Origin of the sequence: Arthrobacter sp., from assembly GCF_030540645.1 — a bacterium.
In the GTDB taxonomy this organism is placed as follows: Bacteria; Actinomycetota; Actinomycetes; order Actinomycetales; family Micrococcaceae; genus Specibacter.
Genome location: NZ_JAUNVV010000086.1, coordinates 1 through 14,824 on the forward strand (window position 1 = coordinate 1; position 14,824 = coordinate 14,824).

14 protein-coding genes are annotated in these 14,824 nt (G+C 61.6%); 4 read left to right on the top strand and 10 right to left on the bottom strand.

What is annotated here, in order from left to right:
- Positions 1-79: 79 nt before the first annotated feature.
- From Q4P21_RS13620 to purU, 7 genes are all read right to left on the bottom strand, one after another.
- Complete coding sequence (locus tag Q4P21_RS13620; RefSeq protein ID WP_303389302.1) at positions 80-922, bottom strand: carbohydrate ABC transporter permease; 843 nt, start codon at positions 920-922, stop codon at positions 80-82.
- A gap of 50 nt (positions 923-972) precedes the next feature.
- Entirely contained in the window at positions 973-1,878 is a 906-nt protein-coding gene (locus Q4P21_RS13625; RefSeq protein WP_207345918.1) for a carbohydrate ABC transporter permease, read from the bottom strand.
- A gap of 90 nt (positions 1,879-1,968) precedes the next feature.
- Entirely contained in the window at positions 1,969-3,258 is a 1,290-nt protein-coding gene (locus tag Q4P21_RS13630) for an ABC transporter substrate-binding protein (RefSeq protein WP_303389291.1), read from the bottom strand.
- Positions 3,259-3,429: 171 nt separating this feature from the next.
- Positions 3,430-4,614, bottom strand: a complete 1,185-nt coding sequence (locus Q4P21_RS13635) for an ROK family transcriptional regulator (RefSeq protein WP_303389292.1) — start codon at positions 4,612-4,614, stop codon at positions 3,430-3,432.
- Between the two features lie 200 nt (positions 4,615-4,814).
- Positions 4,815-5,333: a gamma carbonic anhydrase family protein gene (locus Q4P21_RS13640; RefSeq protein WP_303389293.1), complete on the bottom strand. Its 519-nt coding sequence runs from the start codon at positions 5,331-5,333 to the stop codon at positions 4,815-4,817.
- A gap of 49 nt (positions 5,334-5,382) precedes the next feature.
- The gene (locus Q4P21_RS13645; protein ID WP_303389294.1) at positions 5,383-6,396 is read right to left on the bottom strand and encodes an aldo/keto reductase; all 1,014 of its coding nucleotides are present in this window, start codon (positions 6,394-6,396) and stop codon (positions 5,383-5,385) included.
- Positions 6,397-6,529: 133 nt separating this feature from the next.
- Positions 6,530-7,414: a formyltetrahydrofolate deformylase gene (gene purU / locus Q4P21_RS13650; RefSeq protein ID WP_303389295.1), complete on the bottom strand. Its 885-nt coding sequence runs from the start codon at positions 7,412-7,414 to the stop codon at positions 6,530-6,532.
- A gap of 207 nt (positions 7,415-7,621) precedes the next feature.
- Here purU and glyA point away from each other — a divergent pair, with 207 nt between their 5' ends.
- Both glyA and Q4P21_RS13660 read left to right on the top strand, forming a co-directional pair.
- A complete protein-coding gene (glyA, locus tag Q4P21_RS13655; RefSeq protein ID WP_303389296.1) occupies positions 7,622-8,908 on the top strand; it encodes a serine hydroxymethyltransferase in 1,287 nt (428 codons plus the stop codon).
- Complete coding sequence (locus Q4P21_RS13660; RefSeq protein ID WP_303389297.1) at positions 8,902-9,792, top strand: bifunctional methylenetetrahydrofolate dehydrogenase/methenyltetrahydrofolate cyclohydrolase; 891 nt, start codon at positions 8,902-8,904, stop codon at positions 9,790-9,792. Before glyA ends, Q4P21_RS13660 begins: the two co-directional genes overlap by 7 nt.
- A 103-nt stretch (positions 9,793-9,895) precedes the next feature.
- Here the strand turns inward: Q4P21_RS13660 and Q4P21_RS13665 are convergent, their stop codons facing one another.
- From Q4P21_RS13665 to Q4P21_RS13675, 3 genes are all read right to left on the bottom strand, one after another.
- Positions 9,896-10,807 carry a M12 family metallopeptidase gene (locus tag Q4P21_RS13665; RefSeq protein WP_303389298.1) on the bottom strand — a complete coding sequence of 304 codons (912 nt, stop codon included), beginning with the start codon at positions 10,805-10,807 and terminating at the stop codon, positions 9,896-9,898.
- A gap of 259 nt (positions 10,808-11,066) precedes the next feature.
- Complete coding sequence (locus tag Q4P21_RS13670) at positions 11,067-11,726, bottom strand: response regulator transcription factor (protein WP_303389303.1); 660 nt, start codon at positions 11,724-11,726, stop codon at positions 11,067-11,069.
- 38 nt (positions 11,727-11,764) lie between these two features.
- Positions 11,765-13,219 (bottom strand): sensor histidine kinase, encoded by a 1,455-nt coding sequence (locus Q4P21_RS13675; RefSeq protein WP_303389299.1) that lies wholly within the window; start codon positions 13,217-13,219, stop codon positions 11,765-11,767.
- A 126-nt stretch (positions 13,220-13,345) separates the two neighbouring features.
- On the opposite strand from Q4P21_RS13675, the gene Q4P21_RS13680 reads away from it, so the two are divergent.
- On the top strand, positions 13,346-14,113 hold the full coding sequence (locus Q4P21_RS13680; RefSeq protein ID WP_303389300.1) for a GAP family protein: 768 nt from the start codon (positions 13,346-13,348) through the stop codon (positions 14,111-14,113).
- An 84-nt stretch (positions 14,114-14,197) separates the two neighbouring features.
- On the top strand, positions 14,198-14,824 hold the full coding sequence (locus tag Q4P21_RS13685; protein ID WP_303389301.1) for a hypothetical protein: 627 nt from the start codon (positions 14,198-14,200) through the stop codon (positions 14,822-14,824).

Here is a 14,824-nt window from a genome sequence, read left to right on the forward strand (position 1 = left end):
GAGTGCAAAGGCCCCGCCCGGCGTCGTGAAGTTCGACGTCGGACGGGGCCTTTGTTGGTTGACCCACCTTGCGGCGGGGTCAGCCCTTGACGGAACCGCTCATCAAACCGCCCACAAAGTACTTGCCCAACAGGATGTAGACAATGAGTGTGGGGACGGAGGCGATGAGTGCCCCGGCCATGGAGGCGGCGTAGTCGGTGAGCTGGCCGCCTGCCAGGAAGGACAGTGCGATCGTCACCGGGCCGTTGCGGCCGGAGGAGAAGAACGCGGCAAAGAGGTAGTCGTTCCAGGCGGAGGTGAACTGCCAGATCAGCACCACGACAAAGCCGGGGGCGGAAATCGGGAAGATCACGGAGCCGTACGTGCGCAGGATGCCGGCACCGTCCATGCGCGCGGCCTCGATGAGTTCATCGGGAACGGTGGCGTAGTAATTGCGGAAGATCAGCGTACAAATCGGCAGACCATACACAATATGCAGCAGCAGCAACGACGGGATGCCCTGTGGCACGCCCAAGTCGCTCACGAGCTTGGTCAGCGGGATCATGACGGCCTGGTAGGGGATGAACATGCCGAACAAGATCAACGTGAAGACAATGTTCGCACCTGGGAAACGCCATTTGGAGAGCACATAGCCGTTGATCGAGCCAAGGAAGGCTGAGATCAAAGCTGAGGGCACCACGAGCAGGACGGTGCGTCCCAGCGAGGGAGCCAGTGTGATCCAGGCCTTGACCCAGCCTCCGGTTTCCCACGTCTGGGGTAGATACCAGGCGCGCGAAGGATCGGCGTCGGCCGTTCCCTTGAAGCTGGTGATGAACAAAACATACGCAGGCAGCAGCACCATGATGACAAAGAAGATCAGCAATGCGTACTTCAGCGTGCGGTTGATACGGCGCTTGTTGTTGCGGGCGGCATCCGATTTCATATCCTGTGCCGAACGCTGGCGGTTCTTGTTATTCACTGTGGCGGTGGACATTAGCGCTTCTCCGCTCGTGAGGTGTACCAGAGGTAGGGGATGACGACGAATGCCACAAGGACCAACAGAATGGTTCCAATCGCAGCAGCATCGGCATAGTCGCTGCCGATGTACTTGACCCACATCATGGTGGCGGGAACCTGGACGTCATAGGTGTTGGCGTCCGGAACAATGGCGCGGATGAGGTCGAACAGTTTCAAGGACATGTGCCCGATAATGATCACGGCGGACAGCATGACAGGGCTCAGCTGGGGGAAGATAACGTGGCGGTACAGCTTCCATTCGGTGCAACCATCGATGCGGGCTGCTTCGCGGAGTTCATCGGGGATGCCACGGAAGCCGGCAAGGAACAAGGCCATGACGTAGCCGGACAGCTGCCAGACAGCAGGGACGGCAATGGCTGCGATGCCCCAGGTGGGGTTGGACCACCAGTCGTTCTGGAATGCGCCGAGGCCAACGCTGTCGAGCAGGCGGTTCAATCCTGTGGTGCGTTCACCACCGGGCTGGGATGTCTGCAAGCTGGAGAGCAGCCAGCGCCAGACAACACCCGAAGCGATGAAGGACACTGACATGGGGAACAGGTAGACCGAGCGGAAGAAGCCTTCGCCCTTGGCCGGCTGTTCCAGGATCCAGGCCCACAGGAAGCCGAAGATCAAGGTGCCACCGAGGAACACGATGGTTAGGATCAGCAGGTTCCACAGGGAGTGCTGGAAGTTTGGGTCTGCCAAAAGATTGGTGTAGTTCTCAAAGCCCACATATTTGTTGCTGGGCTTGGCCGTGTGCTGGTTAGTGAGACTGACACGGAAGTTCTCAATGATGAGCCAGTAGACGAAGACGCCGACCAGGATCATGGTGGGGGCGAGCAGTAATACACCTGGGCCCCATATTTTTGCGCGTTTCAACATAGTTTGCCTCCTTCCGAAGAGAATCGGTACTTCACGGATTGGGGGCTGCGCAACAAGATTGTTGCGCAGCCCCCAACCTGAGTGCAGTTATTACTTGGCGAACTTCGCCGCGATGGCTGCTGCGGAAGTCTGCAGGCCGTCGACGTTCTTGTCGCCGCCGAACTTGCTGACTGCGGTGCTCAGATCGTTCAACCAGGCCACCGGCACTGCTGCACCGTGGGCGAGTGAGGAAACAATCTTGTCCTGGCTGAAGTCCTTGATGGCGCTCTTCTGGTATTCAGAGAAGTCATCCGTCTTGGCGGTGGTGTTGGCCGGGATGGAACCCTTGACCTTGTTGAACGCCGTCTGGCCCTCAGCTGAACCGATGGTGGTCAACCAAGCCTTGGCGCCGGCGGGGTTCGGGGCACCCTTGGGCAGGGTGAAGGAGTCGGCGAGGAAGTCGAACACTCCAGCTGTTCCCGGTGTGGGGAAGTAGACGTAGTCAACGCCGGGCTTGTCGCCGTCCTGGGCAAACTTGGCTTCTGCCCAGTCACCCATGACGTTGTAGGCTGCTGCGCCGTCCTGAACGAGCTGTGTGGCCGGAGCCCAGTCGCTGAGGGAGTCGCGGTCGGTGTTGGTGTAGGAGAGGGCCTTCTCGTAGGCCTTGACAGCCTTCGTTACTTCAGCGCTCTTCCAGTCGGTCTTGCCGTCCCAGAGGCCGTTGTAGCCATCGGTGCCCAAGCTGGAGAGGAGGATGTTCTCGAACAGTTGGACCTGGGTCCAGGAACCGGCAACTGCCAACGGGATGGTGCCTGAAGCCTTGATCTTGTCCATGTCAGCAAACCAGCCATCGAGGTCGGCGGCCGGCTTTTCCGGATCAACGCCAGCCTTCTTCAGGACGCTGACATTTGCCCAAACCACGTTGGCGCGGTGGATGTTGGAGGGCACCGAGTAGATCTTGCCGTCCACGGTCAGGCGGTCAACGAGGTCCTTGGGGAACTGCGAGGTCAGGTCGTTGTCCTTGTAGAAACCGCTCAGGTCCTCGAGCTGGTCAGCATCGATGTAATCCTGCAGTTCTGCGCCTGCGTGGGCCTGGAAGGAGTCCGGCGGGTTGCCAGCCTTCAGCTGTGCAGCCAGCACGCTCTTGGCCTGTGAGCCTGCGCCACCGGCTACTGCAAGGTTGTCAAAAGTGACGTTCGGGTAGTCCTTGGCGAAGACGTCCACCAAGGCATCCAGCCCGGCCTTCTCGGAGCCATCGGCCCACCAGGTGAAGACGCCGACCTTTCCGCTGGCGTCCTTGGCGTTGGAAGTGTCGCTGGGAGCAGTGTCGCCGCCGCCACAGCCTGCCAGGGTCAGACCCAGCGCTGCAACTCCGGCAAGCAACGATAGACGACGTCGCATGTGTTTCCTCCGTGAAATATTGTTTGAAAATGATGATCTTTGTAAGTGTAACAAACACTCACTCAACAAAAGTTACCTTCATCACTCCTTGCCGTCAACTGTTTAACGCAACGGAATGGTAACGGTGGAAGGAGTTGACGCTCGTGCGCTCACCGGTGCCCGCTGAATGTGTCAGCTGCGGCTGTGGCTCAGGGCCAACGAGAGTGCGCCCAGGGCTTCAGCGCGGTCTCCCAGCGAGGACATGACAACAATGGTGTCTTGACCAATGGCTGGCACCGCATGGCGGATCAGCCCGCGGCGTATGGGCGCCAAAAGCACTTCCCCGAGCGAGGAAAGGGGTCCGCCTACAACAACGATTTCGGGATTGATCATGTTGGCGACATTCGCTATCGCCCTTCCGACAGCCATGCCCGCGTCGTCAATGACCCGCAAAGTTGCTGCGTCCCCGGAATGGGCGCGGCTGATGATGTTCCCAACTGTTAGCGGTGTGGGTTCGCCGCGGCTCAGCAGATCAATCATGACGGTAGTTGAGGCGACAGTTTCCAGGCAGCCTCGGTTGCCGCAACGGCAGACCAATCCCTGGTCAAAGATGGTCGAGTGGCCGATCTCCCCCGTAATTCCGGTATGACCGTAGTACGGCGCGCCATTGAGGATCAGGCCCGCACCGATCCCGCTGCCGATCTTCAAGAACACCAAGTCCTTGGCGGAGCGGTGTTCCCCCCACGTTATTTGCGCCAGTGCGCCCAGGTTCGCGTCATTGTCGACAAGGATCGGCATCCGCAGCGCCTGCTCGAGCTGCGAGACGATGTTCACGCCAACCCATTGGGGGAGGATCGCCCCGCGAATGACAGTGTTCGTGCGGTGGTCGATGGGTCCCGGGATGCCCACACCTGCTCCTATGACACGACTGCGGGAAATTCCTTTTTCCGCTAGGGCTTCCTCCAACAGAACGGCGGCCGTTGCTATGCTGTCCGCGGCCAAGTGCCCTACGGGGAGGGCGGCAAAGCGTTCGTCTTTGAGTTTGAGTCCGGGGCTCGCCAGTGCCAGGCGCACGTGGCTGCGCCCAAAGTCTATGCCCAGGGCCACATCCGGGGATTCCAGTAGCGAGACAGCCACAGCGCGGCGTCCAGAACTTGTGGTGGGATGGGTCGTTGCCAGGCCATTGGCACACAGGGCTTTGACAATGTTGGAAATGGTGGCCGTCGACAGGCCCGTGGCTCGGGAAAGTTCCGCTTGGGACGATGTGCCGCGCACTCGAAGCTCCGCCACAATGAGTTGCTCATTGTGGCGGCGCAGCGCTGATTGCGACCCGGGTCGGAGATTCTCGCTGGTTTGCCGGCCGGGTGTGTCATTCATAGGTAGTAGCGTGCATCACATTTAGATTGTAGTCAAGATGTGAACACAAGACCCATAGATTTTAGGAGTTATGCCTTAACGCAAAATACATGAATTCGACAATGGAAGCCGAGACAACCACATTGATGCCAAAATTCGGGCGATTTTGACGTTCTTCCGGCACGGCCTTGTTTAGAATTTGTTGATTCTTGTGACGACGGCTAGGACTGAACCTGCTTGTGCTTGCGGGCCAGGGCAACGTAGTTCTGCGCGTTCTCCCTGATATGTTCGAGTTCCTCGGCCCCTATTTCACGGCGCACCTTGGCTGGGACGCCTGCCACCAATGAGCCGGGCGGGATGACAGCGCCCTCCAGGACTACGGCTCCGCCAGCCACCAGGGAGCCTGCCCCGATGACGGCGCCGTTCATGATGGTTGCGCTCATTCCTATCAAGCAGTCGTCTTCCACCGTGCAGCCGTGGATGATGGCACCGTGGCCCACGCTGACTCCCTTGCCCACACTGGTGGGAAACCCGGGATCAGCGTGGAGCACCACGTTGTCCTGCAGGTTGGTGCCCTCGCCCACTGTGATGGTGTTGGTGTCCGCGCGCACCACCACACCGTAAAAAGCACTGGCGTCGGCGCCCAAAGTGGCTTGGCCGATCACTATGGCCGTGTGTGCCACAAACGCGCTTTCATGGACCGAGGGGGTGTTGCCGTCAAGGGTGATGAACTGCTTCATTGCGGATCCAATCAGAGGGGTCGGGCGGATGGAGGAACTCGGACAGATTCTACCAACGGGGGTGGATGGCTGCCCTGAAATGCGCATCGTAGATGCTGCGGACGCCGTCGGTGAAGCTGCTGCCTAGTTCGGGCAGCGAACCTGCCGCTGCGTTGGCCTGCGCCTGTGACGCGGAACGGGCGCCAGGGATCACCGTTGACATGCCTTCTAGCTGGGAAACCCAGGCGATGGCGGCCTGAGCGGTGGAGGCCGGCGTCGTGCTTCCGGAACTGCCCTGCACGGACGCGGCCAAGGAGCCGAACGCGGCAGCCGCCTCCAGCCCGGCCGCGTAGTCCACTCCGGAAAATGTTTCTCCCACGTCAAAGTGGCTGCCATCGCGGTTGTAATTGCGGTGGTCGTTGTCAGCAAAGCGGGTGCGGACCGTGTAGTTGCCGGCGAGCATTCCGCTGGCAAGAGGGACGCGGGCGATGATGCCGACCCCGGCCTTCAGCGCTGCGGGCAGCACGTCATCCAGCGGTTTGAGCCGGAACGCGTTCACGATGATTTGGACCGTGGCAACATTGGGGCGGGCGATTGCGGCGAGTGCCTGGCTGCACGTTTCAACGCTCAGGCCGTAGCTGCCAATGGCGCCATCGGCCACGAGCGTGTCCAGGGCTTCATACACCTCATCTGAGGTGACGACGGCGGTGGGCGGGCAGTGCAGTTGGACCAAGTCGAGCGTTTCTACGCCCAGGTTCTTCCGCGAGCGGTCCGTCCAGGCGCGGAAGTTCGCCATGACGTAGTTTTCCGGCAGCTGGTCCAGCCGGCGGCCCATCTTGGTCGCCACCGTGAGGCCGTGGTCGGGGCCCCTGTTGCGCAGGAACTTCCCAATGACCTGCTCGCTGCGGCCGTCGCCGTACACATCGGCAGTGTCAAAGAATGTCACGCCGGAATCGGCAGCGGCGCCCAGCACGGCAAGTGCATCGGTTTCGCTGACCTCACCCCAGTCGGCGCCAAGTTGCCAAGTTCCCAGCCCGACGGCGGAGACGGCGCGGCCGGTTTTCCCCAAGATGTGCTCTCTCATGCCTCCACCCTAGCGAAAAGCATTCAGCGTGCCAGATGCCGGAGGTATTCGTTGTACCCGCGTTGGGCCCACACGCCCGAGGGACCCAAAGTTCATCGCGCCCAGCGCGGTGAACTTTGGGAGGGCGTGGGGATCAGTCGAAGACGACGGTTCGGTGGCCGTCGAGCAGAACACGGTGTTCGGCATGCCATTGCACAGCCTGTGCCAGGGTGCGTGCTTCGACGGCGCGACCCATGGAGACAAACTTGTCCACCGAGTGCCCGTGATCCACGCGGATCACTTCCTGCTCAATGATGGGACCCTCATCCAACGCTGCCGTCACATAGTGGGCGGTGGCGCCGATGATCTTCACACCACGGGCATGGGCCTGGTGATAGGGCCTGGCCCCCTTGAAGGAGGGCAGGAAGGAGTGGTGGATGTTGATGGCTTTCCCGGCCAAGTGGTTGCACAGCTCATCAGAGAGGACCTGCATGTAGCGGGCCAGTACAACAAGCTCAATGTCGAGCTCGGCGACCAGTTCCAGAAGCTGCCCTTCGGCCTCGTCCTTCGTCGCTGCGGTGACGGGGATGTAGTGGAAGGGGATGCCGTAAAACTGCGCCAGCGGCTCAAGGTCGCGGTGGTTGGAAACGATCGCCGGGATTTCCACCGGCAGCGTCCCGGAACGCTGCAGGAACAAGATGTCGTTCAGACAGTGTGCAGCTTTGGAAGCCATGATCAGTGTGCGCACCGGTGCCCCGACGCGGTGCAGGGCCCAATTGAACTCAAAGTTCCCGGCGATCAACTCAAGCTGTTCGCGGAGCCGGCTGAACGACGTCGTGGTTTCCACGGCAACGCGCATGAAGAACGTGCCGGTGTCGGGGTTGCCGTACTGCTGGGAGTCGGTGATGTTGCAGCCAGCCTCAAGCAGGGCCCCCGAGACGGCGTGGACAATGCCGGGCCGGTCGGCACAAGAAAGGGTCAGTACATATCCGTGTGAAGCTGCCGGAACGGGCACGGCAGGGGAGTTTGAATCAGTCACCCGCCCAACGTTACCGCCCCATTGGGGCCCTGTACTACAATTGAGGAGTTGCGACTGGCGATGAGGTGGGACACCACCGGGGAGCAGCACGAGCGAAGACTTTGCGATCGTACGCCTGGGACGCAAGGTCACGTAGAGCCAATGCGCGCATTGGCGATAATCTTTTCAAGAAGAGTTTTTTTCGTGCTGCCCACTCAGGAGTCTGTAGTGTCTTTTACCACCACCTCGTCCGTGACCAACGCCCCCCTCTCGGAGCTTGACCCGGAAATCGCCGCCGTCCTGAAGGACGAGCTTGGCCGCCAGCGCGACACGCTGGAAATGATCGCCTCGGAGAACTTCGCACCCCGCGCCGTCCTGGAAGCCCAGGGCTCGGTACTGACCAACAAGTACGCCGAAGGCTACCCCGGCCGCCGCTACTACGGCGGTTGCGAATACGTGGACGTGGCTGAGAACCTGGCCATCGACCGTGTCAAGGAACTGTTCGGCGCCGAGTACGCCAACGTCCAGCCGCACTCCGGCGCGCAGGCCAACGCCGCTGCGCTCGCAGCCATGATCAAGCCCGGCGAGAAGATCCTGGGCCTGTCCCTGGCCCACGGCGGACACCTGACCCACGGCATGAAGCTGAACTTCTCCGGCAAGCTGTACGACGTCGCCGCCTACCAGGTTGAGGAAGATACCTTCCGCATCGACATGGACAAGCTCCGCGAGCAGGCCATCGCCGAGAAGCCCCAGGTCATCATCGCCGGTTGGTCCGCCTACCCTCGCCAGCTGGACTTCGCAGCTTTCCGCTCCATCGCTGACGAGGTGGGCGCACTGCTCTGGACGGACATGGCACACTTCGCCGGTCTGGTTGCCGCTGGCCTGCACCCGTCCCCGGTGCCGTACTCCGACGTGGTCACCTCCACCGTCCACAAGACGCTCTCCGGCCCGCGCTCGGGTGTGATCCTGGCCAAGAAGGAATGGGCTAAGAAGCTCAACTCCGCCGTGTTCCCGGGGCAGCAGGGCGGTCCGCTCATGCATGTCATCGCCGCCAAGGCCGTGGCCTTCAAGGTCGCCGCAGGCGAAGAATTCAAGGAACGCCAGCAGCGCGTACTGGAAGGCGCGAAGATCATTGCCGAGCGTCTGAACGCACCCGATGTTGCCGAGGCAGGAGTGTCCGTACTGACCGGCGGTACCGATGTGCACCTGGTTCTCGTTGACCTGCGCAACTCCACGCTGGACGGCCAGCAGGCCGAAGACCTCCTGCACAGCGTTGGCATCACGGTCAACCGCAACGCCGTCCCGTTCGACCCCCGCCCCCCGATGGTCACTTCCGGCCTGCGCATCGGTACCCCGGCATTGGCTACTCGCGGCTTCGGCGCTCCGGAGTTCACCGAAGTTGCCGAGATCATCGCCGCAGCGCTGAAGGGTGGCGCAGACGTTGACGCCCTGAGCGCCCGCGTCAAGGCCCTGACCGCCAACTTCCCGCTGTACCCCGGCCAGGAAGAATGGTAAAAATGTCCCCAGCTCAAATCCTTGACGGCAAGGCCACAGCCGCTGCCATCAAAGCCGAACTGACCGAACGCGTCGCAGCCCTCGCTGCCCGCGGTGTCACGCCGGGCCTGGGTACCATCTTGGTTGGCTCGGATCCGGGCTCCCAGTGGTACGTGGGCGGAAAGCACAAGGACTGTGCAGAGGTGGGCATCAAGTCCATCCGCATCGATTTGCCGGATTCGGCCACCCAGGATGAAGTCCTGGCTGCCGTCCGTCAGCTCAATGCGGACCCCGCCTGCACGGGCTACATTGTTCAGCTGCCATTGCCGGCGCACATTGACCAGGACGTGGTGCTTGAAGCCATCGATCCGGACAAGGATGCCGACGGTCTGCACCCGATGAACCTCGGCCGCCTCGTGGCCAATGTCAACCGGCCCATGACGTCCCCGCTGCCGTGCACGCCCAAGGGCTGCATTGTGCTGTTGGAGCGTCACGGGATTTCACTGGCTGGAAAGCGCGTGCTGGTGGTTGGCCGCGGTGTGACGATCGGCCGACCCATGGGTCTGCTGCTCACCCGCCGAGACATCAACGCCACGGCGGTGCTGGCCCACACTGGAACGACAGACCTGGCCGCTGAACTGCGCCTGGCCGATGTGGTCATTGCCGCCGCCGGTTCACCCCACATGATCAAGGCAGTGGACCTGAAGCCCGGAGCCATTGTTCTGGACGTTGGGGTCAGCCGCGTTGACAACGGCAGCGGAAAAGCTGTTGTCACTGGGGACGTGGAGCCTGCAGCCGCCGAGGTGGCCAGCTGGATTTCCCCGAACCCGGGCGGTGTGGGTCCCATGACCCGCGCCATGCTGCTGGCCAACGTGGTGGAGGCTTCCGAGCGCGCTGCAGCCTAGTTGCGGCTTTGCATGGCGCACCACACGCTTTGGGGCGGTCGACGGCGGAACTTTTGTTCCGGCGTCGGCCGCTTCTTTGTCAGGGGCTGAAGTTGGGTGGCGGCTACCAATACATAAGCGTGGTGTGACCGGACTTTCCGGCCCAGTAAAGACGCAGGCGGGCCACATATTTCCGGCCCTTGAACAGTTTCACGTTGAACGAGGCGTTGCGTTCCTGCCCGCTGTCATCATCGGACTCCAAGTGGCGAAGTTCGCCGTCCACTTCCTCAAACAACACCAGCACGGTGTCCGCCATGCCAAACGTAGACAGCTGGTAGGCGCGGGTTTCCTCCGGAACAATGGTGAAATCTACTTGCTCACAGGGTTTGAGCAACAGTGGGGCTGAGCAAAACGCCGTCAAGAACCGCTCTTCTTGGGTCAGCGTGGGGTAGAACCGCAGCACCCATTTCTTGTCGGTGGGGGAGAGCCCGCCCGGAGGGTTCAGTCCCTTGCGGTATTGTTCTGGCTCCCTGATGAGCCCGGCCGGAAACCAATATTCCATGACGGACTCCGGGTCCCAATTGGAGCCGTCAACTTCCTGTGGACTGAGCTTTCGCAGCACGTTGTGGAATACCTGCTGTCTGGGCCAGAAGTTGGGGGAACCTGCAAAGTAGCTGTAGACCTTTGGCTCGTCCCACACGATCCCGGCGAACGGGTTTTGATGTTCGTGTGGCATGCCCAGCGTATGGCCGATCTCATGCAGCGCGGTGGTCCGGCCATAGCTGTCTGTGAGGTCCCAGCCGAAGTTCATGGTGGGTTCAGTGTTGGCGATCCCGAGCACGTCGCGCCCAATGTAGGACCATGAGCCATCTGTTTGGTCGAAGGCAATCCTGACTTCGGCTTCGCTTCGGGCTGCCACTTCCTTGAAATCGAGCCCCAGGCCCAGTGATTTCCAGTGTGCAAACGCGTCCCTGACAGCCTGCTTCTGCGGCTCGGGGCCGTCGAAGAAGCAGTACCGCAACACTGTCCCGTTCACCCACTGGGCGTCCATTTGGCGAACGAGCCGCACCCGCTGCTCTGAAACTCCGGGCCCAAACCGTCGAGGCCGGCGGGGTTCGGTCCTGCACACCGGGCGGTTCTCCAACAACTCCATCGTGGTCCTCCTTGACCCTTGCGGAGGAGCCAACAAAAAACGGCGGCCCTGCACAATATACAAAAAATTCCTCCTGCGACGGGTGGTCTGCAGGGTGTTTTCACAAGCTATACGGGGGCACCGACATTCACTGCGGAACAGGCTAGTTGTGGCGGTGGTGTTGAAGGAGTGCCGCCTGTACGCGAGACTCCAAGCCCAATTTCGCCAGCACCCGGGAGACGTGTGTTTTCACTGTCGCTTCCGAGATGCCCAGCTGGCGGCCAATGGAGTAATTCGTCAAGCCTTTCCCCAACGCCTCGAACACGTCGCGTTCCCGGGCTGTCAGCGTGTCCAGTTCTGGTGCGGGGTGCTGGCTGGTCCGGTTCCCGGGGGTGAGCGCTGCGGCGACGATTCGTGCGGTGACTTCCGGGGCGATGACTTGTTGGCCGGCGTCCACACGGCGGATTGCGTCGGTGATACCCGCCGGTTCGGCACTTTTGAGTAGAAATCCCGCCGCTCCTGCCCGCAGGGCCCCAAACAAATACGAGTCATGATCGAAAGTGGTCAACACCAGCACTTTCGAGAGCCCTTCTGCACAGATGGTTTCTGTAGCCTTCACCCCGTCCAACACCGGCATCCGCAAATCCATGAGAATCACATCTGGTACCAAAGCACGCGCCATGGTGATGGCAGTGGCCCCGTCACCAGCCTCGCCCACAACGCTCATGTCCATGGCAGTGTCCACGACCATGCGCATGCCGAGCCGGATGGCAGCGTGGTCATCGACCAATAGCACTGCGATGCGTCGTTCGCTGGATTCCATGGGGCCGGAGTCGCAGGGGCCCAGACGCGAAGAATCGCTCATGCTTGACCTTCTGCGGACTCGTTTGCCGCAAGCAGAGTATCTACGGGCAGTTTCGCAAGCGGGAGCAGCAGCGCCACCTTCCACAGACCTGCAGTGGAGCCCGCAGTGAGATTTGGAGTGGCTGAGTGATCGGGGCCTGCCGTGAGAGCGCCTCCAACGTGAGCGGCACGGAACTGCATGCTCGGAATGCCAGTGCCAGTGCCAGTGCCGGGGTCAGCACTGCTGGGAGGCACGGGAGGCATGGGTGGCATGGAAGCGCGGACGTGCACGCGGGAGGCAGGAGCCGTGTGCGCGTCAACTGGAAGATGATTCGTCACGGTCAAGACGATCCCTGGGGAGTGTTCCGGGTTACCGGAGCGGACGAACGGTACCTGCCCGTAGCCAAGCACGACGTCGACTTCCTGGCCTGGGGCGTGCTTGGCGGCGTTGGCGACTGCCTCGGACAAGATCCGGTAGAGCGCAGTCTGGAGAGGCAGACTTAGCTGCTCGCCGGCGTCGTCCAAGGAATTTGCGTACTGCAGTTCCATGCCGGCGCTGCGGTACTGTCGGAGCAATCCTGGCAGGTCGCTGAGGCGCCCGCCTGCCTCCGCCAGAGCACCTGTGTGAAGAAGCCGGATCATGGCGTTGAGTTCCTGCAGCCCGGCCACACTTTCATCCCGAATTTGGTTCAAAATCGTCGTGGTGGCGGGTACTGCGGGGCTAAGTGCCGACGCGTGCAGGGCCGCGCCGGATTGCAGCGCGATGGCGGAAAGCCGGGCGGAGACCACGTCGTGCAGCTCGCGGGCCATGTGCTGACGTTCGCGCTCCAGCGCAAGGTCATGGGCGCTGCGTTGTGCCAGCAACCGCTGCTCCGCTGCATCCTGGAGCGCATCTGCGCGGGCAGACTCACTCAGGGTCAAAAGGTTGGCCTTGCGCAGGTTTCCGGCCCATTCCACAGGAGTCAGCAACGTGACAACGGCAATGACGGCCGCGGCGATGGCCGTGGCAGCACTTCTGGACACGAGAAAAGCCGCCAAGACCAGTAACACCGTCAAAACCCAGGACGCCCGAGCCGCCACGTGGGATGCCCGGGGTGTTGCAAAGAGCACCAGCGAAAAGAAGAACTCGAAGGCAAGCACAAAGGCGCCGGCATTGCCCGCCAGTGCCATCCCGACAACGGCAACGCCGCACATCCATCCCATGGCAGCAGGGGATACCCGGCGCAGCAGCACTCCCACGCAACCCAGCAAGGCGAACGCGGCCCAGGCGGAGGCGAAAGCCTGCACCCGCAAGGTGCCGGTGCCAGCAATATCAACGGCCTCAAGCAGCCAGAAAATGGCGAAATAACCGCCTGCAAGCGCCATGTCCTCCACCTTGATGGTGGCAATGCGGCGCACAGAAAGTTGCCTGTACCCCCGAAGAAGACGGGCGAACGCCGATGCTTGTCCGGAAGGGGCCGTGAGTTCGTCCATGGGCCCATCTTCCGCTGCGACGTCACCGGCAGGCAAGCCGGTTCAACCGATCTGCAACTAAGGGATGAGCCGCCCATGGTCCCAATGGCCGACGCCGGAGCCGGGCAACATGGACAGGCTGGGGTCATGACCACCGCACCTTATGTTCAATTGACTGTTTTGGCGCTCATCGACAGCACCAGCATTGGAACGTTGCTGATCCCGTTGTGGCTGCTGATGCGCCCCGATGCGAAGAGGCTGGCTCCGCGGATCCTGCTGTTTCTGGCTGTTGTGGCAACTTTCTACCTGTTGGTGGGAGTGGCCGTGCTCTCCGGTGCAAGCTGGGTGGTTGGCAACATGGGTGCTGGTTCGCTAACGCGGCTCCCGGCCATCCAATGGGTCATGGCCGTTGGCGGCGGCGCCATGCTTGCGTACGGGTTGTTCACCAGTTCGGGAAAGAAGCCGGTCCCTGCCACTGTGCCCGCCACTACTCCAGCACCCGCCACTACTCCAGCACCGGCTGAGCAACGGTGGCGCTCTCGCGTGGGAACGGCACTTCGCAGCTCCGGCGGGATGGTGGTCTTGGCATTGGTGGCAGGCTTGCTGGAACTTCCCACCATGCTGCCGTACCTTGCGGCCATCGGGTATCTGACGAATTCCACGCTGCCCATGACAGCTCAGCTGCTTGTTCTGTGCATCTATTGCCTGGTCATGCTCGGGCCGGCACTGGTGTTGCTGACCCTGCGCCTGACTCTGGGCAGTCGGTTGGATGGGGGGCTGCAGCGCCTCGGTTCGCAGATGAGTAAGTTCTCAGCTGGCACCCTGCCGTGGGTCGTCGGCATCGTGGGCTTCCTGCTGCTGCGTTCAGGGCTGTCACTGCTGGCGCCGATGGCGCCGTGGAACCCTTTCAAGTAGGTCAGCGCTGCAGCCCAACCCCGGTTCGTTCGCCTTTGGTGGAAGCAGGTCTCGGTGTTCGCTGGGATTTGAGAGAATGGATGCATGACTTCTCTTGGAACCGGCAAAATGTCCAAACCCGGTAAATTCACAGGCATGGGCACCATTGTGCTGGCGCTTGTTTTCTTGGTCGCGCTGGTGTTTGCCGCCAACAACAGCACCGTGCTCGGCTGGATTATCGCCATCCTTGCGTTCGGCTGGTTGGTCCTGTCCACCGTGGTCTACATCGGGGTGCACAAGGCCGCAGCCTTTGGTGCCCGCCAGGTGCACTTGGTGCAGGCGCAGATGGCCCAGCAGAACAGTGCCAATGCCCCGTCCGACGGCGGCACGCGCCTCGTGTCGCAGGACTCCGGTTCGCGCTCGGCTGAGAAGGCACGCGAACTCAAGCTCGACCACTCCTTCAAGATCATCAACGTCCAGGTCGGCGTCGTGCGCGAATACTTGGGCAAGGACCCCGAGATGGTGGCCCGCGCCCTGGATACGATTGACATCACCGCCGCCAACGGGCGCGGCATGATCAACCCGAACTGGGAAGCCCAGGAAGCCAAGATGGATGCGGCCATGGCTAAGAAGAACGCTGAGCGCCAAGCAGCCAACGCGCACAACCAGACGCAGGACGGCTCTGGCAACGGCTCCGGTGACGAACCGGTTAGCGGCGTCATCATCGACTAG

Coding starts and splice junctions, on each gene's coding strand:
- Q4P21_RS13620 (WP_303389302.1), bottom strand. CDS start 922: ATGAAATCGGATGCCGCCCGCAACAACAAGCGCCGTATCAACCGCACG.
- Q4P21_RS13625 (WP_207345918.1), bottom strand. CDS start 1,878: ATGTTGAAACGCGCAAAAATATGGGGCCCAGGTGTATTACTGCTCGCC.
- Q4P21_RS13630 (WP_303389291.1), bottom strand. CDS start 3,258: ATGCGACGTCGTCTATCGTTGCTTGCCGGAGTTGCAGCGCTGGGTCTG.
- Q4P21_RS13635 (WP_303389292.1), bottom strand. CDS start 4,614: ATGAATGACACACCCGGCCGGCAAACCAGCGAGAATCTCCGACCCGGG.
- Q4P21_RS13640 (WP_303389293.1), bottom strand. CDS start 5,333: ATGAAGCAGTTCATCACCCTTGACGGCAACACCCCCTCGGTCCATGAA.
- Q4P21_RS13645 (WP_303389294.1), bottom strand. CDS start 6,396: ATGAGAGAGCACATCTTGGGGAAAACCGGCCGCGCCGTCTCCGCCGTC.
- Q4P21_RS13660 (WP_303389297.1), top strand. CDS start 8,902: ATGGTAAAAATGTCCCCAGCTCAAATCCTTGACGGCAAGGCCACAGCC.
- Q4P21_RS13670 (WP_303389303.1), bottom strand. CDS start 11,726: ATGGAATCCAGCGAACGACGCATCGCAGTGCTATTGGTCGATGACCAC.
- Q4P21_RS13675 (WP_303389299.1), bottom strand. CDS start 13,219: ATGGACGAACTCACGGCCCCTTCCGGACAAGCATCGGCGTTCGCCCGT.
- Q4P21_RS13680 (WP_303389300.1), top strand. CDS start 13,346: ATGACCACCGCACCTTATGTTCAATTGACTGTTTTGGCGCTCATCGAC.
- Q4P21_RS13685 (WP_303389301.1), top strand. CDS start 14,198: ATGACTTCTCTTGGAACCGGCAAAATGTCCAAACCCGGTAAATTCACA.